The organism is Microbacterium sp. NPDC089188 (assembly GCF_040685155.1).
Lineage (GTDB): Bacteria > Actinomycetota > Actinomycetes > Actinomycetales > Microbacteriaceae > Microbacterium > Microbacterium galbum.
The window spans coordinates 1174009-1200533 of record NZ_JBFBHH010000001.1; the positions used below are offsets into that span (position 1 = coordinate 1174009).

Consider the following 26525-nt stretch of genomic DNA (forward strand, 5'->3'; position numbering starts at 1 on the left):
CACCCCAAGGGCCCTCCCGCTCACCATGTCCTCCTGGCGCTGACGGAGTTGCAATCCGCACCAGGGCAGCATGTTCACATGTTCATGTGAGAGTTGGTCGCCGATCAAGCTGGAAGCATGAGCGAAGCGCCCGACCCCTGGACCGAGTTCGCGCGAGAGCTCGGAGTGCGCCTTCTCCGCGCGCGGGCCGGGAAGCACCTGTCGCAGGAGCAGGTGGCGCACGCGGCCGGACTCGCGACCTTCACCTACCGGAAGCTCGAGAAGGGCGAGTCCAACCCGGGAACGGCGGCGAATCCCCGGCTGCGCACCCTGGTGCTGCTGTCGGAGGTCCTCGACGTTCCTCTCCGCGACCTCGTCCCGACGCCGCCGGAAGGCCTCGCGCCCGGGCGCTGACGGCAGTGTCGGAGGTTCGCGGCAGACTGGTGTCGTGCCCACCCCCGTTCGGTCCGCCCTCCCGGGCGGTCCTCTGAGAGAGGTGTGCGCCATGAACCGACAAGACGCTTTCGACTCCGACCCCCGTCCCTGTGCTTTCGACTGGTGCGCGACGGAGCACGGTCGTACCGTTCATCCCGACGACGAAGACCACCGCAGCGGCGGCGTCGCGGTCACTCTCCGCACGCGAGCCGCGACGGGTCGCGGTCTCGGTCACCTCGAGGAATGGGAGATCGGCCTCATCCGCCGATCCGCCGACGCCGAGACATGGCTCGTCGTCGAGGCGCCCCGCGGGGTGTCGATCGCCCTGTCCAGGGAGGCGACGAGGGCACTCGTAGACGCCGTCCGTGCCGACCGTCACCTCCGGGACTTCGTCGACGGACGTCCGTCAGGCGCCTGAGAGCACGCGGCGGGCCTTCCGTCGATCGTGGATCCACGTCCACACAGCGGCGCCGACGTAGAGCACGCACAGGGGCAGAGCCACGAGCACCATGCTCATGACGTCCGAGGCGGGGGTCACCACGGCCGAGAAGACGATGATCGCCACCAAGGCGACCCGCCATCCTCGGATGATCGCCCGGGCGCTCAGCACCCCCGCGGCGTTCAGGGCCACAAGGGCCAGCGGCGAGACGAAGGAGATCCCGATGCCCACGACCAGCTTGAGAAGGAAGTCGAAGTACTGACCCGCGGTCAGCATGGTGGTCGACGCTGCCGGAGCGAATCCGGCGAGCACGTTCACGACCTGGGGGACGATCGTCCATCCGAAGACGACCCCTCCGAGGAAGAGGGGGACGGCGGCGCAGACGAAGCCGACGCCGATCCGCCGCTCGCGCGACGTGAGTCCGGGTACGAGGAACGCCCACACCTGCCAGATCCAGACCGGGGCGGCGAAGACGATGCCCAGCGTCAGGGCGATCTTGAAACGGAGGTCGAAGGCTTCGCCGAGTCGGGTGAAGTTCAGAGTGGCGACCGAGGGACCGTGCACGTGCGACAGCGGCTCGGCGGCCGCACCGATCACGATGTCCGAGAGGAGGAACCCGGCCACGCCCCCGATCAGGATGGCGCCGGCCGCGATCATGAGTCGGCGTCGGAGCTCCGAAAGATGGGAGAGGAGGGGCATCGCCCCTCCTCCCCCATCCGACCGGATCCGTTCGCTCCGACGGCGCTCGCGCGCGTCGCGGCTCACGCCGACGGCGATGTGCGTCCGCTGTCGGCGGCGCGATCGGCCACGGCAGGCGAAGCGGCTGTTGCGGCATCATCGGCGGCCTCGTCGGGCGCCGCGCTCTCCGATCGGAGAATGCGAACGGACTCGCCGACGCTCTTCGCCAGACCCGGCAGCTTCGACGCCCCGAACAGCAGCAGGACGACGGCGAGGATCAGGAGGAGATGCCAGCCGGAGAATGCGTTGCCGAAGATGCCCATGAGGTGACCTTTCGAGGAGGACCGTCCTTTCATGCTCGGGTCCACGCTCTTCCACTCCTCCTGAGGCGTTCGACATTCGCCCGGACCCCGGCATGACTTCACCAGCTTCACCGTCGCAGTCGAGAGGGAGGGACGGCGAGGCGGCACCCCGCAGCACGGCTTTACTGGGTTCACCCCCGCGCCGTCCTTCGCCGGGGGCGACCGTGCCACGAGGAGACGAGGTGACCGTGAGCGCTGACCGCGTCGTGATCGTCTGCACGGCGAACGTGATCCGTTCGGCCTTCGTCGCAGCTCTGCTGTCTTCGCGGTCGCCCGAGGGGCACAAGGCGCACCTGACGTTCCAGAGCGCCGGAACGCTCGCCCGGCCCTCCACCCCGGCCGACGAGAAGGTCGTCACTCTCGGGCGCACGTACGGGCTGAGCCTGGAGGGACATCGCGCACGGCGGCTGGACGAGGGATTCCTCCGCACGGGGGACACCGTTCTGTGTGCGGAGCGCGCGCACCGTCGCGTCGTCCTCGACCTGCGTCCCGATCTCATCTCGTCGGTGTTCACCATCCGCGAGTTCTCGCGTCTGGTGGAGACGGTCCCCGGTCGAGCTCCGAGCTGGGCGGCGCTGGTTCAGGCGGCGTCGCGCTCACGGCTCAGTCGTCCTCCGCGGGATCCCGAGGAGGACGACATGCTCGACCCCGTGGGGGGTGCCGACGCTGCGTGGCTCGCCTTCGAGCGGCAGGCGACGCAGGCGGTCTCGTCGATCCTCGCGGCCCTGACGGCCCTACCGACACCGTCCGACGCAGGGCCATCCGTGGCGCGACCCCTCAGTCGGCGGGAGTATCGCCACGCGCGTGAGAACGCCCTGCGGGTCGCCGGATCGAGCGAACGGAGCTGACGTGTTCGACCTCGGAATAGACAAGATGATCGTCGTCGCCGTCCTGGTCGGTGTGATCATGGGACCCGAGCGGTTGCGCGAGCTCCGGCGGGCGCTTCCGCGCCACATCGGCCGCCTCCACGCGCTGTATCAGCAGGGTCGTGCGCAGGTCGTCGACGAGCTCGACGAGCTCGCACCGAACTGGCGGGAATACGACCCCCGGCCGTTGCATCCCCGTCGCATCCTCAAGGACATCGCGTCGGGGGCGACCGAGTCAGCGATATCGCCCGCAGAGTCGGGCGAGCATCCGGGTGGGGCCACGGGTGAAGCCCAGTGGGGATCCGGCGAGAGTGGGGACGCCGCTCGGTCAGCGCCCGCGAGCGAGACCGCGCAGAAGAAGGAAGCGAGCGGGGAGGGGCGCCGAGTGGGCGACGATGCGCCCTCCGCGGATGACAATCGGCTCCCGCGCGCCCGCGCGTAGCCCATCCCTCGCGTGCAGGGTGGGGGAACGCCCGGCATCCGGCCGCACGGCTCCACGCTCAGGCGCGGGCGGGCGTCAGGGGGCCGGTTCCCCGCTCACGACGGCACCGTTTCCGACAGACGCGGCGTTGCGGGCAGTGAGCCCTTCGCCCTCTCCGAATCCGCACGGGCGATGACCCGTCCGAGTCCGATCCCCGTGGCGAAAGCAGTGATCGCCCAGGTGGCTGCGGCGATGACGACGACGGCGAGAGCGATCATGGGACTTCTCCTTCGGAGCCCGTCCACCGGTCGGTGGTGCGCTCACCGTACTGCCGCGGCGCGGGCGGCATCGCGCACGACGCGCCGCCGCCTCACCGCGGTCGGGTGAACGTCCTCCGCACGATGCGAAGGAGCCCCAGGAACCCGAACAGACCGATCACCGCGCCGAGGACGGCGAACAGGGTCACCGACCCGCCGAGCACCGGACCGCCTCCCGCGATGACGAGGACGACCGCGATCACGACGGCGGCGATCGACACGAGCGTCGACGCGACCTCGGCCGTCACTCGTCCGAGGATCCCGCTGACGTCGTTCCCGTCGTCGCTGCGGAGGGTGACGCCGATCGACCCCTTCTCGACACCCGACAGCAGGGCGTCGAGACGCTGCGGCATCCGTTCCAGGCGCGCCAGCGAGATGACGGCTTGCGCTTGCAGATCGGTGGCCATGCGCTTGAGCGAGAGGGTTCGACGCAGCAGCGTCGGCATGAGGGGGAGAGCACGACCGACCATGTCGAAGTCGTCGACCAGGACGCGCAGACACCCCTCGAGGGTGGCGAAGCTGCGGAAGGCCGAGGCGAGCTCGCCGGGGAGGGCGATGCGGTGCTGACGGATCACGTCGACCATGCGGGTGAAGATCGACCCCTGGCCGTCGGTGCGGAGGTGCTCGGTCGTGAGGACGACGCCGACGTCGTGACGGAACGCGTCCATGTCCAGGCCGTCCGGGGGATCGACGATCAGCAGGAGCGCGTCGGTGGCGGCGACGTCGTTCTCGCTCAATGCGGCGAGGAGGAAAGCGGTCATGTGCTGCCGGCGGCTGCGTTCGATGATCCCGACGGCGCCGAAGTCGATGAGCCCGAGAGTCCCGTCGTCTTTGAGGAGGACGTTGCCGGGGTGCAGGTCGGCGTGGAAGACGCCGTACACCAGGATCTGTTCGATGACCGTCGACATCAGCGTCTGAGCGAGACGATCACGATCCTCGGCGGAGAAGGACGCGAGGCGATCGACGCTGTCGCTCAGCGCCGCGCCGTCGACGAGGTCCATCGTGAGCACGCGTTGTCCCGAAGCCGCCTCGAAGACCCGGGGAGCCGTCACGACTCCGCGGCGGGAGGGCTCCGCGCGGTCGATGAGGTCGAGGGTGGAGAGGATCATCCGGGTGTTCCGGGCCTCGATTCGGTAGTCGAGTTCTTCCACCAGTGTGCTCGTGAACCCCCGCGCGACGGACTCGATCCGCAGATCGCGGCCGACGCGGGTGCGCATCTCGGCCCGGTGCGCGAGACGGCCGATGATGTCGGCATCCGCTTCGACCTGGGCGCGGGCGGCGGGGCGTTGCACCTTCACGACGACAGGGGTGCCGTCGCGCAGGACGGCGCGGTGGACCTGCGCCACCGAGGCCGCGGCGAGGGGCACCGGATCGACCTGCGCGTAGACCTCGTCGATGGCCGCGCCCAGGTCGGCCTCGATGACCCCGCGGACGGTGTCCCACGCGAGCGTGGTGGCGTTCGTCTGGAGGGACGACAGGGCGGAGAGGTACGGCTCGGGGATGAGATCGCGGCGGGTGGAGAGGACCTGGCCCAGCTTGACGAAGCTCACTCCCGCGTCGTTTATGGTCGCGACGATGGCATTCGCTCGCTCTTCCGAGGTGCTGAGCTGCTCCTCGACGCGCGAGCGACCGCCGTGGAACAGCCATCCCACGCCGTGCCGGGAGGCGATCGTCAGGATCTCGAGGTAGCGACGGGTGCGCTTGCGCTGACGCAAGGCGGCGCGCACGAGGTCGATGGGGTTGGGGAGAGGGCGCGTCGGGAAGATCGCCTCGCTCGCGACGAGCGCGGCGACACCGAGGGCGAACACCCACGCGAGCGACAGGGCGATGAGCCCGATCCACAGCCAGACATCGTTCGCCGGAACGGGGGCGGCCGTGTCGGTGAGACCGGTCTGCCGGAGCGTCCACTGGGCCGAGGGCACACCGAGGAAGAAGACGAGCAGTCCGACCACGATGCTGCGCGGCCATCCGACGGCGGTCCCGAGGATGCGCCGAGCGACGAAGCCGACCAGCACCGCCGAGACGACGGCGGAGATCGAGATCAGGATGGTGGCCCCCACGGGCTCAGCGTAGCCGCCCGGTCAGACGATCAGGGGGAGCGCGCACTCGCCGCATCGCCACCACGCGCGCTCGTCGCCCGAGGAGTGCGGCTCCATCGTGCTCGCGCAGGCCGGGCACTTCGGGGGGAAGCCGTCCAGGAGGTCGTCGTCGCCGTGGTGGTCACCGTCTCGCCGCACATCGGAAAGTGATGGGTTCATGGTTCCTCCTCGCGGCAGCATTCTTGCATGCGCATGCCGCGGTGTGGGGGCGTCATCCACAGGCGTGCGTCAGCCCTGCCCGCCGAACCGTTGCACGAACTGCTCGACGACGCTGCCCAGGTCGCCCGCGCGCTCGACGGAGCCCACGATCACGGCGATGAGCGGGAACGCCGTCACGACGACGGTCACGACCACCGCCGTCGCGGAGAACGCCCACGCCGCGGGTGCCCGGCGGCGGGTCGCGGAGGCCGCGAGCAGCGCGATCGTCACGAGGAGCCCGACGAGCGTGACCAGCGAGACGCTCACCGCGGGAAACAGCACCAGTCCGGCGGTGCTCGCCGTCGCGCCCGCGAGGAACCCCACGAGGGGGAAGAAGCCGAGCAGCGCGATGACGGCGACGACTCCCGCGCCGGTCAGCGCGGCAGCGGTGCTGCGGCGCGAGCGGATCAGCGTCCGACTCGAGGCGGTGCGGCCCAAGGTGGGGTGTTCCCTTCTCTCTCGGTGGCGTCGGGTCAGGAGCGCAGGTCGTGCAAGGTGCGGCGGGCGCGCTTGCGGGCGGCGTGGGCGGCCTTCTTCGCCGCCTTGTGCCGACGGCGGCGCGCCTTGGGGTCGTCCCACAGCCGCACGATCTGGTGCCCGACGGACTCCCGCTTCTTGACCTGCACGCGCGGGGTGCGGGTTCCCACGACATAGGCGACGAGCGCGACGGCGCCGATCAGGATGATCTTGTTGCGCATGGCATCCTCCTTCTGCATGGGGTCCGGCGGTGATCCCTTCCGGACCGTCACTACGCAGACGCGTCGCGGGGCGCATTCGTCACGCCCGAGGACGAAAATGCGAGGTTGCTCGCGCGGCGGTCAGTCGCGATCCTCGCCACGGGTCAGCCGGATGCGGCGTCCCTCGGCGACGTCCTTCTCCTTCTTCTCGCGAGCCTTCTCGATCTTCGCCGTGCCCCGTGGGGGCAGCTGCACCCGGCGCTCCGCCGGGATCCCGGCCTGCAGTTCACGTCCGCGTTCGAGCTCGGCATCCAGCTCCGCACCGAAGAGGATGGCGATGTTGGCGATCCAGAGCCAGAGGAGGAACACGATCACGCCGGCGAGCGAGCCGTAGGTGCGGTCGTAGGAGGAGAAGTTGGTCACGTAGAGGCCGAAGCCGACCGTCGCCACCGCGAGGACCACGATCGCGACGATCGCACCCACGCTGATCCAGCGGAAGCGCGGCTGCTTCACGTTCGGTGCGCCGTAGTAGAGCACGGCGAGGATGACGACCACGACGGCCAGGAGGACCGGCCACTTGACGATGTTCCACGTCGTCACGACGGCGCCACCGAGGCCGAGAGCGGATCCGACGGCCTCGGCGACGGGCCCCGACACGACCAGGAGCAGCACGGAGAACGCCACCAGCACCACCGTCACGACGGTCAGCAGGAGCTGGGCGGGAAGCAGGGCGAGGAAGGGGCGCCCCTCGTCGATCTCGTAGATGCGGTTCATCCCTCGGCTGAACGCCCGGACGTAGCCGGATGCCGACCAGATCGCCAGGACCAGACCGGAGACCAGCGCGAAGCCCGCCGCGGGCGAGGCGGCGAGGTCGCGGATGGGTTGGGACAGGAGGTCCGTGGTGCCGCCGGGTGCCACCTGGGCCAGGATGTCCAGAACCGTGTCGGCGGCGGCGTCGCTCTGCCCCACGACGCCGAGGAGGGAGAAGACCGCGATCAGCCCGGGGAAGAGGGCGAGGACGCCGTAATAGACGAGGCTGGCCGCGATGTCGGTGCACTGATCGGCGCCGAACTCGCGGACGCTCGTGCGCAGGACGTACTTCCAGGAACGGGGGTGCAGATCGGTGGGGGAGTCAGGCTTCGCGGTGGGCGATGACATGAGCGGGGGCCTTTCGCACGGAGGGGTCCCCCCGGTCTAGGTCGTGAGCGCCCGCTGCGTCGCGACCGTTGACGTCGCTCCCCTCCTCGTGCGACGAACGCCCCGGCCGATGGCCGGGGCGTCCGTGAGTGCGGCATCTGCGGTCAGGGGCGACCCATGCCGAAGTACGTCCAGCCCGCGGCACGCCATGCGACGGGGTCGAGGCAGTTGCGTCCGTCCACGACGACGCGCCCCCGGGCCAGCGAAGCGGCGTGCTCGGGGGACAGCTCGCGACGGTACTCGTCCCATTCGGTCACGACGATCACGGCATCGGCGTCGCGGAGGGTCTCGTCGAGGTCGGCTTCGTACGTGAGCTGGGGGTGGATGCGCCGGGCGTTCTCGATCGCAGCCGGGTCGGTGAGCGTGACCCGCGCACCGAGGCCGTGCAGGCGCACGGCGACGTCGAGCGCGGGGGAGTCGCGGATGTCGTCGCTGTGGGGCTTGAAGGCAGCGCCGAGGACGGCGACCTTCTTCTCGAAGACGCTGCCGCCGAGGGCGTCGGTGGTCAGTTCGACGGCGCGGTCGCGGCGGCGGAGGTTGATCGCGTCGATCTCGCGGAGGAAGGCGACGGACTCGCCGCGGCCCAGCTCCTCGGCGCGGGCGGAGAAGGCGCGGATGTCCTTCGGGAGGCATCCGCCGCCGAAGCCGATGCCGGCGCCGAGGAAGCGGCGGCCGATGCGGGCGTCGTGACCGATGGCGTCGGCCAGGGTGGTGACGTCGGCTCCGGTGACCTCGGCGATCTCGGCGATGGCGTTGATGAAGCTGATCTTCGTCGCGAGGAACGCGTTCGCCGAGACCTTCACCAGCTCCGCGGTCGCGTAGTCGGTGACGATGAAGGGGGTGCCCTTCGCGATCGACGGGTGGTAGACCTCTCGCAGGACCTCGGCAGTGCGCTCGCCGTCGGCGGTGGGCTTGCCGTCTTCGGACGGGACGCCGGCGACGAGGCGGTCGGGGTCGACGGTGTCCTGGACGGCCCAGCCCTCGCGCAGGAACTCCGGGTTCCAGACGAGCACGGCGCCGCGCTCGGCCACGCGCGGGGCGAGGCGGGCCGCCGTCCCCACCGGCACGGTGGACTTGCCGGCGACGATGTCGCCCTCACTGAGGAAGGGGAGCAGCCCGTCGACGGCGGCATCCACGTACGTGAGGTCGGCGGCGTGGCCGCCGGCCTGCTGGGGCGTCCCGACGCCGACGAAGTGCACCTTCGCGCCCTGCGCGGCCGACATGTCGGTGGTGAACGACAGGCGGCCCGACGCGATGCCCTCGGTGAGGATCTCCTGCAGACCGGGCTCGAAGAACGGCGCCTCTCCCTTCGACAGCGACGCGATCTTGCGCTCGTCGACGTCGATGCCGACCACCTCGTGCCCGATCGACGCCATCGCGGCCGCGTGCACGGCTCCCAGGTACCCGCAACCCACCACAGACAAACGCACGATCAGAGCCTTTCAGATTCACATCGACGCGACACGGACACGCCGGGTCGCGGACCCGCGAGGGAGCGCAGGATTCTCACGCGGCCGTCTCGCCCGGCGCCAAGGCGGCGCGGGCGGTCTTGCCGAGGATGACGAAGTCGCCGAGGAGCGTCCAGTTCTCGACGTACGAGAGGTCGAGGCGGACCGATTCCTCCCACGAGAGCGAGGAGCGCCCGCTGACCTGCCAGAGGCCGGTGATCCCGGGCTTGGCGAGGAAGCGGCGGTGCACGTGATCGGCGTAGACGGCCACCTCGGAGGGCAGCGGCGGGCGGGGGCCGACGAGCGACATCGACCCTCCGATCACGTTGAACAACTGGGGCAGCTCGTCGAGGCTGAACTTCCGCATGATGCGCCCGATGGGGGTCACACGCGGGTCGTTCTTCATCTTGAACAGCACTTCGTTGCCCGAGTCGCGCTCCTGCGCGGCGAGTTGTTCGAGCAGGTCTTCGGCGTTGACGACCATCGAGCGGAACTTGATCATCGTGAATTCACGTCCGCGGAACCCGATGCGGGTCTGGCGGAAGAACACGGGACCGTCGCTGGAGAGACGGACGGCGATGATGAGGAAGATGAGCAGAGGGCTCAGCAGGACGACGCCGACGGACGCTGCCAGGAGATCGACGCTGCGCTTGAGGAAGCTCTGCCCGCGGGAGAACTTCGGCGTCTCCACGTGGATGAGGGGGAGTCCCGCCACGGGGCGCGTGTGCAGTCGGGGGCCGGCGATGTCGATGATGCTCGGAGCCAGGACGAGGTGCTGACGGCCGGCCTCGAGGCTCCACGAGATCTGCTTGACCTTGTCGGCGGGCAGGTCGTCGGCGCTCGTGATCGCGACCGTGTCCGCGCCCGTCACCTGCAGGGCGCGGGTGACGTCTCCGACGTGCCCCATGACGGGGATCGCCGTGCCGGGGATGACGTCCGCGATCTTGCCGTTGGGGACGCATGCGCCCACGACGCGATAGCCCGCGCTCGGCGAGCGACCGAACTCGCGCGCCAACTGCGTGACGGAGGGCAGCGACCCGACGAGCAGCACGTTCGCGGAGTAGAGACCGCGTGAGCGCTGCGCCACCAGCCACTGTCGCCACATCCAACGCGTGAAGATCAGGACCAGGATGCCGAGGGGAAGGCTGATGAGCAGGTAGCCGCGAGCGACGTCGATCTGCGTCAGGAACGCGATGATCGCGACCGTCCCGAACAGGCGGAAGCTGGCGTCGGCGATGCGGACGTACTCCTGAGATCCCGTGCCGATGACCCGGTCGCTGCGGGAGTCGACGAACGACAGCGCCCACATCCAGGTGACGATGAGGATCGCCGAGAAGAGCCAGTACGACAGATCGCTGATCCGGCTGTCGCGACCGGCGGCGACCTGGGCGTTCCCGAGTCCGAACCAGAGCAGCTGCGTGCCGTAGACGACCCAGACCAGGGAGAACAGGTCGGTGAGCGCGAGGTTGAGTCGGTAGCGCCGTCGCCACGGATCGCGGCGGTACATCGGAGTCGGCGCCGCGGCCTCCCGCGGCACCCGCGCGTCGAGCGGTTCCGCGTCGGGAGAGACAGCGCTCACCTGCAGGTCGGACGTCACGATGTGCAGCTCCTCCCCCCACCGGCGAGCTTGTCGGCTTACCCCGTGAACGATAACAGGCGAAAGTCACCCGGCGAGTCACCCTGCCTTAGTTGTCATGAGTCTGAAACACCCCAGTACTCACCCCATAACTCGCCTGTCGTGTGAGGTTGGTTCGCCAGATCACGCGGTTCACGTCAGCGGAGGACGGGGCACGGGTGGCCCTGTGAGAGACGCGTCCCCTACACTCGGGCAGCGGATCGGCCGACACCGGCCGCCTGCGAGATCACCCCCGCGACGCGGGATGGATGCCACACCCGCCGTCCGGAGGAACACGATGACCCGCGTCCCTCCGCCCCTCACCGGCGCGCGACGCGAGGGGTCGGCGGGCCTCATCGCCGCGATCGCGATCGCCGCCGTGCTCTTCGTCGCCGTGGCGGCGATCTTCGCCTTCGCACTTCTGCGGCCCGCCGGGGATCCGGTTGCGATCGACACCACCGCCTCGCCGACCGCGGCGTCGCCTTCTCCGTCGGCGTCAGCGCCCGAGTCCCCGGCCCCGGCTCCCGTGCCGACCCCGACCCCGACACCGACCCCGACGCCGGATCCGCCCACGTCTCCGGCCGCACAGGTCTGCGACGGGGCGCCCACGCTCCTCACCGTCTGGGCCCATCCCGACGACGACATCATCTTCGCCAACCCCACGATCTCCGACGCCATCGCCGCGGGTCAGTGCGTCCGGACGGTCTTCCTCACGGCGGGCGACGCCGGCAAGGGCATGGAGTACGTCCAGGCCCGGGAGCTCGGCATCCTGCGCGCCTACAACGCCATGCGCGGGCAGGAGGGGCTCTGGCACGCCGACGACATCACCCTCGACACCGGCCTGCACATCCGCCGTCTCAGCCCGGACGGCGATCCCCGCATCTCGGTCGCCTACGTACGGCTGCCGGACGGCAACATCACGGACGGCGGCTTCGCGGCGACGGGCTTCGCCACCCTGAGCAAGCTGATCGGCGGCTCGATCGGCTCGCTGGCCCCGGTGGACGGGGGCCCGGCGATCACCCGCGACCAACTCGTCGCATCGCTGCGCGAGCTCGGCGACGCCGTGAGGCCGAGTGCGACGCTCACGCACATTCCGCGCGGGAGCGCCTTCGCCCCCGGCGACCACCCGGATCACTCGGTGGTCGGCACCCTCGTCCGTGAAGCGCTCTCGTCGGACGCGGCGGTGGCGCCCGGCATCCGGTACTTCGTCGGCTACCCGTCCGAGAACCTGCCGCGCAACCTCGACGGCGCCGTGCTGGACCGCAAAGTGGACACCTACCGGATCTACACGCAGCAGGACAAGGTAATCCGCTGCGCCGACCGGGCCAACTGCCTCAAGACCCGCAAGTTCGGTGAGTGGTTGCAGCGCTCGTATCCGAAGACCGAGGCGGAACTGCAGCTCGGCTGATCACGCCTCGGAACCGAGGGCGTCCTCGACGGCCGCGCGGGCGTCGCGCTCCGCGATGATGTCGACGAAATCCTTCACGGGGGCGTCGGCGTACTTGTCGACGGCGGCCACCGCCTCGTCGTGCACGACCTCCGGCGAGGCGTCGGGGAAGCGCACCTTCACACGCTCCTCGACATCCGCGATCGTCTCGTCCTTATCGAAGCCCTCACTGCGTTTCGTCATCGCCCGGCCTCAGTGCTGGTAGGTGCCGTGCAGGATGGCCCGGCCGAGCGTCTTGAAGGCAAGGTTGAACGACACGACGGCGGGGCTCGCGTCCGCGTCGACGCCGAGCGTCTCCTCGCCGACGGCGTGGACGACGAAGAAGTACCGGTGGGGCTGATCGCCCTGCGGGGGAGCGGCGCCCATGAACCCGCTCTCGCCACCGTCGTTGCGCACGTGGAAGGCCGCGCCGGGCAGGTCGTCCGCAGCGGCCCCCGTGGCGAGCTCGTGCACGTCGGCCGGGATGTCGACGAGCACCCAGTGCCAGAAGCCGCTCGGCGTGGGCGCATCGGGATCGAAGCAGGTGACGACGAACGACTTGGTGCCCTCCGGGGCGCCCGACCATCGCAGGTGGGGGGAGGTGTTGCCCTTCTCGGCGACCTGGTCGTCCTTCAGCGGCTGACCGTCGCCGATGTCGTCGCTGGCCACGTCGAACGACGCGGCGGCGGGAAGGAGCGGGTACGGATCGGGCGTCTGAGGGCGGGAGAGATCGACCATGAACCGCACGATAAGACCCGGTCCTGACCGGTCGGCAGGGCTTGCGCCCCGGATCGCCGAGGGTTAGCGGTCAGCGGGACAGGGCGAGAAGCGAGCGGGCCGCGTCGTGGCATCCGTCGGGGGAGGGGAGCCCGTATTCGACCTCGAGGACCTCCCGCAGATCGTCTGCCAGCTCGTCGACGCTCGGGGCGACCTCGAGGGCCTTCAGGATCGGCAGGATGAGGTCGTCGTACTCGTCGTCGGGCCATCCCCGGCCGATGAGATGGACTCCGATCGGGTCCCAGTCGTTGAGGACGGCGCGGATGCGGAGGGCGACGGGCGACAGAGACCGCGGCGGTGAGGACGTCTGCATGGGGCGAGTCTCGTGAGCGTTCTTAGGCGCGGGCTGAGCATCGGCCATGTGTGGGGTGGACCGCTCCGCCGGGCGGTGTCACCCGCGGGATGATCGATGCGGTGACCGGTCCGCTCTGCCCGCGACGTCGCGCCGCCGCGGGGTTTCGTGTGCGGTGAGCGGCGTGCATCGCGATACCGTCGAGGTACGCCCGAGGGCGAGGGGGAACCCGAAAATCCGTCGCCGGGGGGCGCAACACAGGACGGAGTCGCCGTGAGTGACATCGACGAGCCTTCGGGCGGCGACGACGCCGTCGGACGCGACGCGCGGAACGGGTCGGGCACGGCCCGCCGGCCGTCGATCTCGCGCCGCTCGCTCGTCTTCGGCGGCCTCGCCGTCGGGGGCCTCGCCGCGATCGGCGGGGGCGCGCTGGTCTACCGGGAGATGCGACGCTCCGACGGTCCCGACGGCACGTGGGTGAAGCTGAGCCCGATCGTGCCCCAGCCCCGTGACGCGCCCCGTGACGCGTCGCCCGCCTTCGAGGAGCCGGGCGCCGACACCACGGTGGCGGTGTGGGCGCATGCCGATGACGACATCATCTTCGCCAATCCGCACCTCGGCGACGTCATCGCCTCGGGAGCGACCCTGCGGACGATCTTCATCACCGCGGGCGACGCCGGACGCGGCCTCGCGTATGCGCAGCAACGAGAGGCCGGCATCCGCGCGGCTTACGACCGGATGCGCGGCAGTGAGGCCCCGTGGCGGACGAGCGAGATCACCCTCCTGAGCGGGGCCCGCGTCACGCGGTTCGTTCCCAGCGACGAGTCGCGTCTGTCGATCACCGTGCTGCGACTGCCGGACGGCAATCTGAGCGCCAAGGGCTTCCCCGCCACCGGCGGCGCCGGGCTGACGCAGCTCATCAACGGCATCGTGCCGGCCCTGGCGCCCATCGACGACGGCCCCACTCTGGACGCCGTTCGTCTCTCGGACACGGTCGCCGAGCTCATCCACGCGGGGCGGCCCGACCACATCACGACGAACATCCCGCACGAGAGCGCCTTCGCCCGCGGCGATCATCCCGACCACTCGTGCGTCGGCTCGCTCGTGCGGGCCGTGGCGCCGTCCGCGGGGGTGTCGGCCGACGCGGTGACGTACTACATCGGGTATCCGTCGAAGCGTCAGCCGGTGAACGTGATCGGTGCTCCGCTGGATGCGAAGGTCGGGGTCTACCAGGTGTATGCGGCCGAGGACCCGGTCGTCACGTGCGCCGATGAATCGGCCTGTCTCGCCCAGCCGGGATTCGGCCAGTGGCTGCGCCGTTCCTACCCCAAGACCGAGGCCGAGCTGCAGCTGTCCTGACAATCGAGGGTGGCGTCGGCGGATACGACGACGCCGCCCGCACAGAACGGGCGGCGTCGCACGCTGCCGGAAGCAGACCCAGGACGGGACGCGATACGTGGGGCTCAGCGCCCCGCCCCGGGAGTCGAGAGGTCAGTCCTCGGAGACCGTGACGGTCACCTCGATGTTGCCGCGCGTGGCGTTCGAGTAGGGGCACACCTGGTGCGCCTGGTCGGCGAGCTCCTGGGCGAGGTCGTGCTCGATGCCGGGAAGGACCACCTCGAGCAGCACCGCGAGCTGGTAGCCGCCCTGGCCGTTCGGCCCGATGTGAACACGGCCGCCGACCGACGAGTCCTCCAGCGCGATCTTGCGACCGCGTGCGACGGCGTGGAGGGCGCTGTGGAAGCAGGCCGCGTAACCCGCGGCGAAGAGCTGCTCGGGGTTGGTGCCCGCGCCTGATCCGCCCATCTCTTTCGGCGGCGCGACCTCGAGGTCGATGTAGGGACCGGCCGTCACGTGGCCGGTGCGGCCGTGGCCCGTCGAGACGGCTTCTGCGGTGTAGAGAACGTCCATGGGTGTTCCTTTCTGGGGACGAGGGGGAGCGGCGGCATCATGCCGGGTGGCGAGGGGCGCCCACCGCCGACAGAACGGTGTCGGGGTGGTCGCGCAGGTCTTTCATGGCCTCGGTCAACTGGTGCAGAGCATCGATGAGCTCACGTGCGGTGTCGGCGTCGGACAGACCCGCTCCTGCCGCGATGCAATGGGGGACATGGGCCAGCTCCTCGCGAAGCGTGGCACCGCGCGTGGTCAAGGACACCGACACCACGCGCTCGTCGTCGGAGCGACGGCTCCGCTCGATGTAGCCCGCCGCTTCCATCCGGGCGAGCATCGGCGAGAGGGTGCCCGAGTCGAGCTGCAACGCCTCCCCGAGGCTCTTGACGGTCTGGTCGCCGTCGGCCCACAGGGTGACGAGGGCGATGTACTGCGGGTAGGTGAGGTTCCACGGTTCGAGGAGCACGCGGTAGGCCTGCGTCGTCGTGCGGTTGGCGGCGTAGAGCGCGAAGCACACGAGGGCGTCGACGGCGGGCATGAGAGAACTGTTGCACACAATTGAGTTGTGCACAACTCAATCGGCGGAGGTCGGCTCCGGCATCCTGTCAAGCCCTGCCATCGCCCCCGCTCCCGGGCGACGATGGGCGCATGATCCGCCGCAGCGACGCGAGCTTCACGGTGCCGTCGGGCTTCCTGCCCGACGGCGACCGCGATCTGCTCGCCATCAACGGGCATCACTTCGAGCTGGGGGACTCCGTCGCCCCGCTCGGAGGCGACCTCGCCTGAGCCTCCCCACCCGCGGGCGGGCGACGCCCCGCCGGCGACCGGTCGTGCGCCCGGAGCGGGCCCGGACCGTCCGCGGGCGCTCAGTCGCGGGCCGCGGCGTCCTCGTCGTGGTCGACCGGATGCCGCGTGACGAGCAGCTCCGCCACGCGGCGACGGTCGACCGCGCTGACCTGAAGGGTGGCGCCGTCGACCTCCACGGTGTCGCCGACGCGGGCGAGGCGGCCGAGTCGCTCGACCACGAACCCGGCCACGGTGTCGGACGCACCGCGTGGCAGGACCACTCCGGTCGCCTCCTCGAAGTCCTGCAGATTGAGGCGTCCCTCGACGGTTCCGTGCTCGCCCTCGGCCAGGGGCTGCTCGGCGGCGACGTCGTATTCGTCGAAGATCTCGCCCACCACCTCTTCGACGAGGTCCTCGAGGGTCACGATGCCGTCGGTGCCGCCGTACTCGTCGACGACGACCGCGATATGGCTGCCCTCGGCGCGCATCGCGGTGAGGGTGGGCAGCACCCGCGCGGTCGAGGGGATGTAACGGATGTCGCGCATGACGGCGGCGAGGGGGCGCGCAGTGTCCTCGTAGAGGTCACGCACGTGCACGAAGCCGACGACGTCGTCGATCGTGTGCTCGGCGACGGGATAGCGCGAATACGGCAGGTCCCGCACGCGCTCCATGGCTTCGGCGATCGAGCCGCCGGCATCCAGGGTGACGACCTCCGGACGGGGGCGCATGACTTCGCTGACATGTCGATCGCGCAGGGACAGCACGTCGTCGAGGATGCGGCGTTCATCAGCGGGGAGGCCCTCGTGGCTCGAGACGATGTCGCGCAGCTCCTCCTCGGTGAGCTCCTCGCCGGTCTTGTCGGGATCGCCGCCGAGCAGGCGCACCAGCACATTCGTAGAGATCGACAGCAGCCAGATGACGGGCCGCATGAGCTTCGCGAAGCCGTTCAGCACGGGGGCGACGGCGTAGGCGAACGCCGCGTTGCGTTGGATCGCGAGTCGTTTGGGCACCAGTTCGCCCAGGACGAGGGAGAGGTAGGCGATGACCAGGGTGAGCGCGATCGTGGAGACCGTGGCCGCGACCGGCTCCTCCAGCCCCCAGGCGGTGAAGAGCGGGGTCACCGACGGCGCGATCGAGGACGCGCCGTACGCGGCCGACGCGAAACCGGCGACCGTGACGCCGATCTGGACGGCGGAGAGGAACGTGTTGGGGTTTCGAGCGAGGTCTGCCACCTTCTGGCCGCGCCGCCCGCGCGCGGCGAGCGCGTTCACCTGACTCTCGCGGAGGGTGACGAGGGCCATCTCGGTCGCGGCGAACACTCCGCCGATGAGCACGAAGACGACGACCAGGACGATGTTGAGCGCGAGGTCGTTCATCGCCGCTCCGTTCCCCCCGCGATGTGTCCGGTACCCGGGGTCACCCGGGCGCTCGGACTATGTCCGTCGGCGTCGAGAGCGTGGCGCATGCGCCGAGTGTAATGAGACGGGGCGAGCCTCACGGATGCCGGCGCCGGGCTTGCGCATGCGGCATGCTTCTGCTGCCTCAGCGGACACTTCCGTCGACGCCCGAGACGCGGACCGTCGTGCCTCCGGCGATCTCCACCTTCCACACGGGAGTACCGTCCTCCTGCTCGAGGGCCGCCTCCTCCACCCGTGCACCGCCGGAGGCGCGTGCCGCGGCGATGCGGATGGCATCCGCGAGGGTGGTCGTGGCGGCCCGGAGGGCGGCGTCGTCGTCGGCGTCGAGCTGCTCGGAGTCGTCGGACGATTCCGCGCGGGTTCCGTCGGTGGTGACCCGGACCTCGACCTCCCGGTCGCCGACCGCGACGTGCACCTGCCACTGATCGTCATCGCTGTCGAGTTCGAACGCGCGCCCCCCGGCATCGGACTCGGCAGTGGTCACCGCGCGGACGGCATCCTGATCGGTGGGGGTGAGGGATCCGCCCCCACCGGCGGCGGGCGAGCGTGCGCTGAGAGCGAGGGTCGATGCGGCGAGCAGGGCGACGGCGAAGGAGCGGGTCGAGGCCATGGCGCGAGGCTAGCCGGGTGCGAACGGGCCCGCGGAGAGCTTGCGTCGCGGCAACGCCTGTGCGTCGATCGGGGACTTACCAAGACTCGGCGAGGTCGTCAACAGCGGGCTTCCGTTCAGACGACGGGCGAACGATGTCTGCCATGAGCGAGATCACCGCACACCATGGACTCCTGACCGACATCGACCTCCACGTGGACGACACCGGCGGCGCCGGTCGCCCCGTGGTGCTGATCCACGGGTGGCCCTTGTCGGGCGAGTCGTGGGCGCACCAGGTCCCGGCCCTCGAGGCGGCCGGCCACCGGGTCGTGACCTACGACCGCCGCGGCTTCGGCCGGAGCGACAAGCCCCGCACCGGGTATGACTACGACACGTTCGCCGACGACCTGCAGGCCGTGATCGAGACGCTCGATCTGCGGGATGCCACTCTGGTGGGCTTCTCGATGGGCGGCGGTGAGGTGGCGCGCTACCTCACGCGCCACGGCGCCGATCGCATCCACAGCGTCGTCTTCGCCGCCGCGGTGCCGCCGTACCTGGCCAAGACCGAGGACAACCCCGAGGGCCCCCTCGACGACGAGACCGCCGACGGAATGAAGCAGGGGCTCAAGGACGACGAGAAGGCCTTCTACCACCAGTTCACGACGGACTTCTTCTCGGTGGACGGCCAGCTGGCCGTGGCGCCCGAGGAGCAGGCCGAGGCAGAGCGCCTCGCGAACCAGGCCGATCACCACGCGGCGCTGAAGTCCATGGAGGCGTTCGCCACCACTGACTTCCGCGACGACCTGCCGCACGTCACCGTGCCCGCTCTCGTCATCCACGGCGACAGCGACGCGACCGTGCCGTTCGAGGGCTCCGGAAAGCGGACCCACGAGGCCATCGCGGGCAGTGAGCTGCACGTGGTCGCCGGGGCGCCGCACGGCGTCAACGTGAGCCACGCCGACGAGTTCAACCGCGTGCTCATCGACTTCCTGAAGCGCTGACCCGGTCGACGCGCCCCACTCTCGCCCGCACCCGCGGGGGACGCGTCCGATCCGACCGATGCCCCGTCGCCGCCCGGTGATGGGGCATCGGTGCGTGATGAGGGCGGGGGTGAAACGTGGGGGCGCACGTCCACATCCGCCGGGCGAGGAGGGCGAGTAGGCGCAGACCGGACCTAGCCTGAGCGCCATGTCCGACGCCGCCGACGCCTCGACCGGCGGGTCATCACGGCGTCGACGCCGTCGTCCACGGCTCTGGCGGGAGGGGCGCTCGACGACCCGCCGCTGGGACCTCGGTCTGCTGGCCTGGGCCGTTTGTGCGCTCGGCGCGGGCCTTCTGGCCCAGCGGGCGGCATCCGCGCTGTTCCCGCCGGAGACGGCCGGGGCGAGCGCGCGGACCATCGTGTGGGTGGCCCTCGGTGTGCCGGTCGGCGTCGCCTTCTCGCGCTCCCGGCCGCGCGGGTTGCTTCGCCTCCGTCCGGTCGACGTGCTCTACGGCATCGTCTTCGGCGTCGCTCTCCGCGCGATGCAGGGCGCCGTCGCCGGAATCGGGGGCGTCCCGGCCGCGTGGCCCTCCACCTTCTCCTCCGACGGATCGCTGCCGGAAGCGTTCCTCGCCGAGGCGCTCGCCGACACGATCGGCGCCGCGATGGTGGAGGAGTTCTTCTTCCGCGGGGTCGTGCTCGTCTGCGCGTACGTGCTCCTGCGGGAGCGCAGCGGGCGCGTCCCGGCGGCGATCGCCGCCGTCGCCTTCTCGACGGCGCTGTTCGTGCTCGCGCATCAGTTCGCGGCGGGACAGGACCATCTCGCGCCGATCGCGCTCGCCGCGGTCGGCGCCGTGACCGGGGCGTTCGTGGTGGCGACCGGGCGCGTCTGGCCGGCCGTCGCGGTGCACATGGTCTTCAACGCCACGGGGTACGCGCTGGTGGCTGCGGGCACCCTGCTCTCGTAGGGACGCACGCGCCCCGCCGTCGGGGGGTGCCGTCGGCGTTTGGCGATGGCATCCGGATGCCGTAGTCTTGCTCTTTGGTGCCCGCCTCCCTGCGAGCGGGTCGCCCGAACGTGAGCCCTCCACCGGCCCTGTTCCCCCGTCATCGGCGGGGCAACGGACCACCGGAGCGGGATTCACGAACTCCTCCGTTCGATCAAGAAAGCAGCACTACTGTGACGCGCACTTTCACCCCCAAGGCCGCTGAGGTCACGCGCGAGTGGGTCGTTATCGACGCCACCGACGTCGTTCTCGGCCGCCTGGCCTCGCACGCGGCGGTCCTCCTCCGCGGCAAGCACAAGCCCACCTTCGCCAACCACATCGACTCCGGCGACTTCGTCATCGTGATCAACGCCGAGAAGGTGGCGCTCACGGGTCAGAAGCTCCAGAACAAGAAGGCCTACCGCCACTCGGGCTACCCGGGCGGCCTCAAGTCCGTCACCTACGACGAACTGCTCGAGAAAAACCCCGTCCGCGCGGTCGAGAAGGCCATCCGCGGCATGCTGCCCAAGAACAGCCTCGGCGCGGCGCAGCTCAAGAAGCTCAAGGTCTACCGCGGCGCAGAGCACCCCCACGGTGCCCAGCAGCCCACGGCATACACCTTCGACCAGGTCGCCCAGTAAGCGCCGCCGGATAAGGACGAAACAGTGTCGAACATCGACTCCAGCAACTACAGCACCGAGACGCCGGCCGAGCAGTCGGTCGTCGCGGCCGAGCGCCCCGTGCTCTCGGTTCCCGGCGCAGCCGTCGGCCGTCGCAAGCAGGCCATCGCCCGCGTGCGTCTGGTTCCCGGCTCGGGCACGATCACGGTCAACGGCCGCACGATCGAGGACTACTTCCCGAACAAGCTGCACCAGCAGCTGATCAACGACCCGTTCACGGTGCTCGAGCTCGCGGGCTCGTACGACGTGATCGCGCGCATCTCCGGTGGTGGCCCCTCGGGTCAGGCCGGCGCGCTGCGCCTGGGCATCGCCCGCGCGCTCAACGAGATCGACGCCGAGAACAACCGCCCGACCCTCAAGAAGGCCGGCTTCCTCTCGCGCGACGCTCGCGTCAAGGAGCGCAAGAAGGCCGGTCTCAAGAAGGCCCGCAAGGCGCCTCAGTACTCCAAGCGCTGAGTTCGACCCTCCGTATGCCTCTCTTCGGCACGGACGGGGTGCGGGGGCTGGCCAACGGCCTCCTCACCGCCGAACTCGCGCTGCACCTGGCCCAGGCGACTGCTGTCGTCCTGGGCCAGGGCCGTTCTGCGGAGGCGCGGAAGGCCGAAGGCCGCCGGCTCACCGCCGTCGTCGCGCGTGATCCGCGGGTCTCGGGGGAGTTCCTCGCGGCTGCGGTCGCCGCAGGCCTGGCCTCGTCGGGCGTCGATGTCCTCGACGCGGGCGTCATCCCCACCCCCGCCACCGCTTTCCTCATCGCCGACCATGACGCCGACTTCGGCGTGATGGTGTCGGCGTCGCACAACCCCGCTCCCGACAACGGGATCAAGATCTTCGCGCGCGGGGGCACCAAGCTCCCGGACATCGTCGAGCAGCGCATCGAGCGCGCCCTCGAGGGGGAGCGTCTGCAGCCCACCGGTGCCGGTGTCGGTCGCATCCGACGCTTCGCCGATGCCGAGGACCGCTACGTGCTGCACCTGCTCGGCTCGCTCCCGCACCGGCTCGACGGCATCCACGTGGTGCTCGACTGCGCCCACGGCGCGGCGGCCGGGGTGTCTCCCGAGACGTTCAAGGACGCCGGCGCGCAGGTTACCGTCATCGGTGCCGACCCCGATGGCCTGAACATCAACGACGGCGTGGGCTCGACCCACCTCGACGTGCTCGCGGAGGCGGTGGTGCGCCTCGGCGCCGATGTCGGCATCGCCCATGACGGCGACGCGGACCGGTGCCTCGCGGTCGACGCGCAGGGCAACGTCGTCGACGGCGACCAGATCATGGCCATCCTCGCGGTGGCGATGAAGGAGCGCGGCGCTCTCGTCGACGACACCCTCGTGGCGACGGTCATGAGCAACCTCGGTCTTCATCGCGCGATGCAGGAGCACGGCATCCGGGTGCTGCAGACCGCGGTCGGCGACAGGTACGTGCTCGAGGCCATGAACGAGGGCGGCTACTCCCTCGGCGGCGAGCAGTCGGGTCACGTGATCATGAGCGAGTTCGCCACGACGGGCGACGGATTGCTCACGGGTCTGCACCTGGTGGCCGAGATGGCGCGCCAGGGCAAGACGCTCGGCGAGCTCGCCTCGCTGATGACCGTGTACCCGCAGGTACTGGTCAACGTGCGCGGTGTCGACCGCGACGGCGTCGCCGACGAGGTCGTGCAGCGCGAGGTCGCGGCATCCACCGCAGAACTCGGCGACTCCGGTCGCGTGCTATTGCGCGCCTCGGGGACCGAGCCGCTGGTGCGCGTGATGGTGGAGGCGGCATCCGAGGATGTCGCCCGCGCCCACGCCGACCGTCTCGCCGAGGTCGTGCGCGAGCGTCTGGCGCTGTAGGTCCGGTCGATTCGACAGGCCCAGGGACCCCGTGCGGGGTGCCTGGGCCTTCGTCGTCTGTGCGAGTGAGTTCGCGGGCGGGGCCCGGTCCCGTCGACAGGCTCAGGGGTCTCGGTGTCGGCGGCGGGTGGCGGGGCGCGGAGCGCCGCAGCGGTCAGTACTCGAGCGACTCGATGTAGCGCAGGAGCACGCCCTCGCGCAGCGCCCAGGGCGAGACCTCGAGCTCTTCGACATCCATGGCTTTCATCGCACGCTCGACGACGACCGCCGCCGCGACGATCTGGAATGTGCGATCGGCGGTGATGCCCGGCAGGGCCTCGCGTGCGTCGGCCGGGATGCGGGCGAGCCGGGGGATCCAGTCCTTCAGCTCTTTGCGCGGCAGCACCATACGGTCGATGCCCGACCATCCCGGCACCGGGTAGCCGGCGAGTTTCGCGAGCGAGCGGATGGCCTTCGACGACCCGATGACGTGGTCGGGGCGGGGGAGCGCGGCGAACCGCTCGGCCACAGGAGCGAGGACGGATGCCGCGTGCTGGCGGAGGGCGTCGATCTCGGCGTCGCTCGGGGGGTCGTGCGGGAGGAACTGCACGGTCGAGCGTCCGGCGCCCAGGGGCACCGATTCGGCGAGGTCGGGGAGCTCATCGGCGCCGCCCGCGATCTCGAGCGAGCCGCCGCCGATGTCGAACAGCAGGATCTGCCCCGCCGACCACCCGAACCAGCGTCGGACGGCGAGGTAGGTGAAGCGCGCCTCCGTCTCGCCGCCGAGCACCTGGAGCGGTTGCCCGAGCACCTCTTCGATCCTGGCGATCACGTCTTCGCCGTTCGTCGCGTCGCGCACGGCCGAGGTCGCCGTGGCGAGCAGTTCGTCGACCCCTTCGGCGCGGGCGCGCTCGCAGGCGGCGGTCACGGCATCCACGAGGCCCTGGACGCCCTCGGGCGAGATCGATCCGTCGGGCAGCAGATAGCGCATGAGACGGAGCACCGAGCGGTGGGAGCTCGTCGCGGTCGGCCGTCCTCCCGCCCGGGCGTTGGCCACCAGGAGGTGGACGGTGTTCGAGCCGATATCGAGGACTCCCAAGCGCACGGTCCGAGCGTAGCGAACGGCGCCGGGCGTGCGTCGCCGGGTGGTGCGGCCCCCGCGGGTAGCATGAGCGGGTGTCCGCCGCCGAGACGACCGCTTCCGCACCGTCGCTGAGCCCCTACCGTCAGATCGACCGCGACGACTGGGCCCGCATGGCCGGGGGTCTCCAGCAGCCGTTGACCGAGAACGAGATCGTGCAGCTGCGGGGCATCGGCGACCGCCTCGATCCGCGCGAGGTCGCCGAGGTGTATCTGCCGCTCAGTCGTCTGCTCAGCCTGTACGCCCGGGCCACGCGGCGACTGGGAGCCGACACGAGCGAGTTCCTGGGCGAACCGGATGCCACGACCCCCTTCGTCATCGGCGTCGCCGGATCGGTGGCGGTGGGGAAGTCGACCATCGCCCGCCTGCTGCGCGAGCTCATGAGCCGGTGGCCCGACACCCCGCGGGTGGAGCTGGTCACCACCGACGGGTTCCTTTACCCCAACGCGGAGCTCGAGCGCAGAGGGCTCATGGACCGTAAAGGATTCCCCGAGTCGTACGACCGTCGGGCGCTCGTGGAGTTCCTGAGCGAGGTCAAGTCGGGGGCGGAGGAGGCGCGGGCGCCGTTCTACTCCCACGTGCGGTACGACATCATGCCCGATGCGCACGTGAGCGTGCACCGGCCCGACGTGGTGATCGTGGAGGGTCTGAACGTGCTGCAGCCGCCGCCGTCTCCGAACGAGGTCGCGGTGAGCGATCTGTTCGACTTCTCGATCTACGTCGATGCCGACGCCGCCCACATCGAGCGCTGGTACGTGGATCGGTTCCTCGCCCTGCGCGACAACGCCTTCACGAACCCGACCTCGTTCTTCCGCGTCTTCGCCGACATCAGCGACGAGGAGGCGGTGGAGCGGGCCCTCTGGTACTGGCGCGAGATCAACCTGCCCAACCTCGAGGAGAACGTGCTGCCCACCCGGCATCGCGCCAAGCTCGTGCTGCAGAAGGGCGCCGACCACACCGTGGAGTCGGTGCTGCTGCGCAAGCTCTGACCGCATCCCCGCGGTCCGACGGGCGGCGCCGCGCCCGGTCGCCGCTCGGGGCACGGCGCGGAGGGGTTCCCTCAGCCCCGCCGCGTAGACTCGGTGACCATGTGCGGAATCATCGGTTACGTGGGTCCTCGGCAGAGCCAGGACATCCTTCTGGCGGGCCTTTCGCGTCTGGAGTACCGGGGGTACGACTCCGCGGGCATCGCCGTGATCGACGGTGACGGCGCTCTCGGCATGCGCAAGCGCGCCGGCAAGCTCGCGGTGCTGCGCGACGATCTCGAGTCCTCGCCGATGCCGAACGGCACGACGGGCATCGGGCACACCCGCTGGGCCACGCACGGCGGACCCACCGACGCGAACGCGCACCCCCACCTCGCCGATGACGACAAGCTCGCCGTCATCCACAACGGCATCATCGAGAACTTCGCCGAACTCAAGAGCGAGCTCGTGGGCGAGGGCTTCAGCTTCCGCAGCGAGACCGACACCGAGGTCGCAGCCGTCATGATCGGCCGCGAGTACGCGCGGTCCAAAGACCTCGTCGCCGCCTTCCGCGCCGTCGTGTCGCGCCTGGAGGGCGCCTACACGCTCCTCGCGATGCACGAGGACCACCCCGGCCTCGTCGTCGGCGCGCGCCGCAACTCCCCGCTGGTGATCGGCCTCGGCGAGGGCGAGAACTTCCTCGGATCCGACGTCGCCGCCTTCGTCGAGCACACCCGCAACGCGCTCGCGATCGGGCAGGACGAGATCGTGGCGATCACCCCCGACGGCGTCGAGGTCACCGACTTCTCCGGCGCCCCGGTCGAGGTCGAGGCCTTCGAGGTCACGTGGGACGCGTCGGCGGCCGAGAAGGGCGGCTGGTCGTCGTTCATGGCCAAGGAGGTCTCCGAGGAGCCCGAGGCCGTCGCGAACACCATCCGCGGCCGCATCCACGAGGGTCGGGTCGAGATCCCCGAGTTGGAGGGGATGGACGACTTCCTCGCCGACATCGACCGCATCCTCGTCATCGCGTGCGGCACCGCCGCCTACGCCGGAATGGTCGGCAAGTACGCCCTCGAGACCTGGACCCGCGTTCCCGTCGACGTCGAGCTCGCGCACGAGTTCCGCTACCGCGACCCGGTGCTCTCGTCCCGGACGCTGGTGGTGTCGATCAGCCAGTCGGGCGAGACCATGGACACGCTGATGGCCGTCAAGTACGCCCGCTCGCGCGGCGCGAAGACGCTGTCGATCTGCAACACCCAGGGCGCCACGATCCCTCGCGAGTCGGATGCCATCGTCTACACGCACGCCGGCCCCGAGGTCGCCGTGGCCTCGACGAAGGCGTTCGTCGCGCAGATCACCGCGCTCTACCTGCTCGCCCTGCACGTCGGGCGGGTGCGCGGAGCCATCGACCCCGTCGTCGCCGTCGAGGCCGTCACCGAGCTCGAGGCGGTGCCCGGCAAGATCGCGCGCGTCCTCGAGTCCGAGCAGACCCGCATCGAGCAGCTCGCGCACTGGATGGCCGACACCCGCTCGGTGCTGTTCCTCGGCCGCAACGTCGGCTACCCCATCGCTCTCGAGGGAGCGCTGAAGCTCAAGGAGCTCGCGTACATCCACGCCGAGGGCTTCGCCGCGGGCGAGCTGAAGCACGGGCCGATCGCCCTGATCGAGCCCGGGCAGCCGGTCTTCGTGGTCGTGCCGAGCCCCCGCGGCTCGGGCGAGATGCACAAGAAGGTCGTCTCGAACATCGAGGAGATCCGCGCGCGCGGCGCCCGCGTCATCGCGATCGCCGAAGAGGGAGACGTCGCCGTGCTCCCCGCCGCCGACGAGGTGCTGCGCATCCCTCTCGCGGCTCCCCTCTTCGAGCCGCTGCTCGCCGTCGTGCCGCTGCACATCTTCGCGATGGGACTGGCCGAGGCGAAGGGCCTCGACGTCGACCAGCCGCGCAACCTGGCGAAGTCGGTGACGGTCGAGTAGGACCGCCGATGGAAGGGGGCCGGATGCCGTGGCATCCGGCCCCCTCGTCGTCTCCGTCTACGGGGTCCGAGGCGTCCGCCCCG

Annotated in this window: 32 protein-coding genes; 14 read left to right on the forward strand and 18 right to left on the reverse strand. The window is 70.4% G+C overall.

Annotated elements, in window-relative coordinates; translation table 11 throughout:
• The first annotated feature begins 117 nt into the window (after nt 1-117).
• Both AB0N80_RS05400 and AB0N80_RS05405 read left to right on the forward strand, forming a co-directional pair.
• Complete coding sequence (locus AB0N80_RS05400; protein ID WP_315993566.1) at nt 118-393, forward strand: helix-turn-helix transcriptional regulator; 276 nt, start codon at nt 118-120, stop codon at nt 391-393.
• Between the two features lie 91 nt (nt 394-484).
• The gene (locus tag AB0N80_RS05405; protein WP_363577986.1) at nt 485-832 is read left to right on the forward strand and encodes a hypothetical protein; all 348 of its coding nucleotides are present in this window, start codon (nt 485-487) and stop codon (nt 830-832) included.
• Here AB0N80_RS05405 and tatC read toward each other — a convergent pair.
• Together tatC and AB0N80_RS05415 are read right to left on the reverse strand one after the other, a co-directional pair.
• Nucleotides 821-1552: a twin-arginine translocase subunit TatC gene (gene tatC, locus AB0N80_RS05410; RefSeq protein ID WP_315993564.1), complete on the reverse strand. Its 732-nt coding sequence runs from the start codon at nt 1550-1552 to the stop codon at nt 821-823. The two genes, AB0N80_RS05405 and tatC, sit on opposite strands and share 12 nt — an antisense overlap.
• Nucleotides 1553-1614: 62 nt before the next feature.
• Nucleotides 1615-1854 carry a twin-arginine translocase TatA/TatE family subunit gene (locus AB0N80_RS05415; RefSeq protein WP_315993563.1) on the reverse strand — a complete coding sequence of 80 codons (240 nt, stop codon included), beginning with the start codon at nt 1852-1854 and terminating at the stop codon, nt 1615-1617.
• Between the two features lie 221 nt (nt 1855-2075).
• Here AB0N80_RS05415 and AB0N80_RS05420 point away from each other — a divergent pair, with 221 nt between their 5' ends.
• A complete protein-coding gene (locus AB0N80_RS05420; RefSeq protein WP_363577989.1) occupies nt 2076-2741 on the forward strand; it encodes a hypothetical protein in 666 nt (221 codons plus the stop codon).
• Nucleotide 2742: 1 nt separating this feature from the next.
• Nucleotides 2743-3201: a twin-arginine translocase TatA/TatE family subunit gene (locus AB0N80_RS05425; RefSeq protein ID WP_363577991.1), complete on the forward strand. Its 459-nt coding sequence runs from the start codon at nt 2743-2745 to the stop codon at nt 3199-3201.
• A gap of 95 nt (nt 3202-3296) precedes the next feature.
• Here the strand turns inward: AB0N80_RS05425 and AB0N80_RS05430 are convergent, their stop codons facing one another.
• The 8 genes from AB0N80_RS05430 to AB0N80_RS05465 all read right to left on the reverse strand — a co-directional run bounded on the left by AB0N80_RS05430 (nt 3297) and on the right by AB0N80_RS05465 (nt 10653).
• Nucleotides 3297-3458, reverse strand: a complete 162-nt coding sequence (locus AB0N80_RS05430) for a hypothetical protein (RefSeq protein ID WP_363577993.1) — start codon at nt 3456-3458, stop codon at nt 3297-3299.
• 92 nt (nt 3459-3550) lie between these two features.
• Complete coding sequence (locus AB0N80_RS05435) at nt 3551-5557, reverse strand: AarF/UbiB family protein (RefSeq protein ID WP_363386939.1); 2007 nt, start codon at nt 5555-5557, stop codon at nt 3551-3553.
• Nucleotides 5558-5578: 21 nt separating this feature from the next.
• Complete coding sequence (locus AB0N80_RS05440; protein WP_363577995.1) at nt 5579-5755, reverse strand: hypothetical protein; 177 nt, start codon at nt 5753-5755, stop codon at nt 5579-5581.
• A gap of 69 nt (nt 5756-5824) precedes the next feature.
• Nucleotides 5825-6232: an MFS transporter permease gene (locus AB0N80_RS05445; protein ID WP_363577997.1), complete on the reverse strand. Its 408-nt coding sequence runs from the start codon at nt 6230-6232 to the stop codon at nt 5825-5827.
• Nucleotides 6233-6267: 35 nt separating this feature from the next.
• Nucleotides 6268-6492: a hypothetical protein gene (locus AB0N80_RS05450; protein WP_315993556.1), complete on the reverse strand. Its 225-nt coding sequence runs from the start codon at nt 6490-6492 to the stop codon at nt 6268-6270.
• 120 nt (nt 6493-6612) lie between these two features.
• Nucleotides 6613-7629 (reverse strand): YihY/virulence factor BrkB family protein, encoded by a 1017-nt coding sequence (locus AB0N80_RS05455; protein WP_315994589.1) that lies wholly within the window; start codon nt 7627-7629, stop codon nt 6613-6615.
• A gap of 143 nt (nt 7630-7772) precedes the next feature.
• Entirely contained in the window at nt 7773-9098 is a 1326-nt protein-coding gene (locus AB0N80_RS05460; RefSeq protein WP_315993555.1) for a UDP-glucose/GDP-mannose dehydrogenase family protein, read from the reverse strand.
• A gap of 76 nt (nt 9099-9174) precedes the next feature.
• Nucleotides 9175-10653 carry a sugar transferase gene (locus tag AB0N80_RS05465; RefSeq protein ID WP_315994588.1) on the reverse strand — a complete coding sequence of 493 codons (1479 nt, stop codon included), beginning with the start codon at nt 10651-10653 and terminating at the stop codon, nt 9175-9177.
• A gap of 376 nt (nt 10654-11029) precedes the next feature.
• Here AB0N80_RS05465 and AB0N80_RS05470 point away from each other — a divergent pair, with 376 nt between their 5' ends.
• A complete protein-coding gene (locus AB0N80_RS05470; protein WP_363578000.1) occupies nt 11030-12139 on the forward strand; it encodes a PIG-L family deacetylase in 1110 nt (369 codons plus the stop codon).
• Here AB0N80_RS05470 and AB0N80_RS05475 read toward each other — a convergent pair whose 3' ends face one another.
• From AB0N80_RS05475 to AB0N80_RS05485, 3 genes are all read right to left on the reverse strand, one after another.
• Nucleotides 12140-12361 carry a three-helix bundle dimerization domain-containing protein gene (locus tag AB0N80_RS05475; protein ID WP_363386920.1) on the reverse strand — a complete coding sequence of 74 codons (222 nt, stop codon included), beginning with the start codon at nt 12359-12361 and terminating at the stop codon, nt 12140-12142.
• A gap of 9 nt (nt 12362-12370) precedes the next feature.
• Complete coding sequence (locus AB0N80_RS05480; protein ID WP_315993552.1) at nt 12371-12895, reverse strand: YbhB/YbcL family Raf kinase inhibitor-like protein; 525 nt, start codon at nt 12893-12895, stop codon at nt 12371-12373.
• 70 nt (nt 12896-12965) lie between these two features.
• Complete coding sequence (locus AB0N80_RS05485; protein ID WP_363578002.1) at nt 12966-13247, reverse strand: hypothetical protein; 282 nt, start codon at nt 13245-13247, stop codon at nt 12966-12968.
• A 252-nt stretch (nt 13248-13499) separates the two neighbouring features.
• Here AB0N80_RS05485 and AB0N80_RS05490 point away from each other — a divergent pair, with 252 nt between their 5' ends.
• Nucleotides 13500-14585 carry a PIG-L family deacetylase gene (locus AB0N80_RS05490; RefSeq protein WP_363578004.1) on the forward strand — a complete coding sequence of 362 codons (1086 nt, stop codon included), beginning with the start codon at nt 13500-13502 and terminating at the stop codon, nt 14583-14585.
• Nucleotides 14586-14717: 132 nt separating this feature from the next.
• On the opposite strand, the gene AB0N80_RS05495 is transcribed toward AB0N80_RS05490, so the two are convergent.
• Nucleotides 14718-15137 (reverse strand): organic hydroperoxide resistance protein, encoded by a 420-nt coding sequence (locus AB0N80_RS05495; protein WP_315993549.1) that lies wholly within the window; start codon nt 15135-15137, stop codon nt 14718-14720.
• A 37-nt stretch (nt 15138-15174) separates the two neighbouring features.
• Nucleotides 15175-15654: a MarR family winged helix-turn-helix transcriptional regulator gene (locus tag AB0N80_RS05500; protein ID WP_363578006.1), complete on the reverse strand. Its 480-nt coding sequence runs from the start codon at nt 15652-15654 to the stop codon at nt 15175-15177.
• 110 nt (nt 15655-15764) lie between these two features.
• On the opposite strand from AB0N80_RS05500, the gene AB0N80_RS05505 reads away from it, so the two are divergent.
• On the forward strand, nt 15765-15902 hold the full coding sequence (locus AB0N80_RS05505) for a hypothetical protein (RefSeq protein ID WP_315993547.1): 138 nt from the start codon (nt 15765-15767) through the stop codon (nt 15900-15902).
• A gap of 80 nt (nt 15903-15982) precedes the next feature.
• Here AB0N80_RS05505 and AB0N80_RS05510 read toward each other — a convergent pair whose 3' ends face one another.
• Together AB0N80_RS05510 and AB0N80_RS05515 are read right to left on the reverse strand one after the other, a co-directional pair.
• Entirely contained in the window at nt 15983-17278 is a 1296-nt protein-coding gene (locus tag AB0N80_RS05510) for a hemolysin family protein (protein ID WP_363578008.1), read from the reverse strand.
• 166 nt (nt 17279-17444) lie between these two features.
• Nucleotides 17445-17930, reverse strand: a complete 486-nt coding sequence (locus AB0N80_RS05515; RefSeq protein WP_363578010.1) for a PepSY domain-containing protein — start codon at nt 17928-17930, stop codon at nt 17445-17447.
• Nucleotides 17931-18073: 143 nt separating this feature from the next.
• Here AB0N80_RS05515 and AB0N80_RS05520 point away from each other — a divergent pair, with 143 nt between their 5' ends.
• The 5 genes from AB0N80_RS05520 (at nt 18074) to glmM (ending at nt 22383) form a co-directional block, all read left to right on the forward strand.
• On the forward strand, nt 18074-18910 hold the full coding sequence (locus tag AB0N80_RS05520) for an alpha/beta hydrolase (protein ID WP_363386901.1): 837 nt from the start codon (nt 18074-18076) through the stop codon (nt 18908-18910).
• Nucleotides 18911-19097: 187 nt separating this feature from the next.
• A complete protein-coding gene (locus AB0N80_RS05525; protein WP_363578012.1) occupies nt 19098-19859 on the forward strand; it encodes a CPBP family intramembrane glutamic endopeptidase in 762 nt (253 codons plus the stop codon).
• Nucleotides 19860-20071: 212 nt separating this feature from the next.
• Nucleotides 20072-20518, forward strand: coding sequence for a 50S ribosomal protein L13 (gene rplM / locus AB0N80_RS05530; protein WP_058597861.1), 447 nt, complete (start codon nt 20072-20074; stop codon nt 20516-20518).
• A gap of 24 nt (nt 20519-20542) precedes the next feature.
• Nucleotides 20543-21013, forward strand: coding sequence for a 30S ribosomal protein S9 (gene rpsI, locus AB0N80_RS05535; protein WP_058597862.1), 471 nt, complete (start codon nt 20543-20545; stop codon nt 21011-21013).
• Nucleotides 21014-21027: 14 nt separating this feature from the next.
• Nucleotides 21028-22383 carry a phosphoglucosamine mutase gene (gene glmM, locus AB0N80_RS05540; RefSeq protein WP_363578014.1) on the forward strand — a complete coding sequence of 452 codons (1356 nt, stop codon included), beginning with the start codon at nt 21028-21030 and terminating at the stop codon, nt 22381-22383.
• A 154-nt stretch (nt 22384-22537) separates the two neighbouring features.
• On the opposite strand, the gene AB0N80_RS05545 is transcribed toward glmM, so the two are convergent.
• Nucleotides 22538-23467 (reverse strand): Ppx/GppA phosphatase family protein, encoded by a 930-nt coding sequence (locus AB0N80_RS05545; RefSeq protein ID WP_315993541.1) that lies wholly within the window; start codon nt 23465-23467, stop codon nt 22538-22540.
• A 71-nt stretch (nt 23468-23538) separates the two neighbouring features.
• Between AB0N80_RS05545 and coaA the strand changes: the two genes are divergently transcribed.
• Together coaA and glmS are read left to right on the forward strand one after the other, a co-directional pair.
• Complete coding sequence (coaA, locus tag AB0N80_RS05550; protein WP_363578016.1) at nt 23539-24492, forward strand: type I pantothenate kinase; 954 nt, start codon at nt 23539-23541, stop codon at nt 24490-24492.
• A 99-nt stretch (nt 24493-24591) separates the two neighbouring features.
• Nucleotides 24592-26442, forward strand: a complete 1851-nt coding sequence (gene glmS, locus AB0N80_RS05555; protein ID WP_363578018.1) for a glutamine--fructose-6-phosphate transaminase (isomerizing) — start codon at nt 24592-24594, stop codon at nt 26440-26442.
• The last annotated feature ends 83 nt before the right edge of the window (nt 26443-26525 follow it).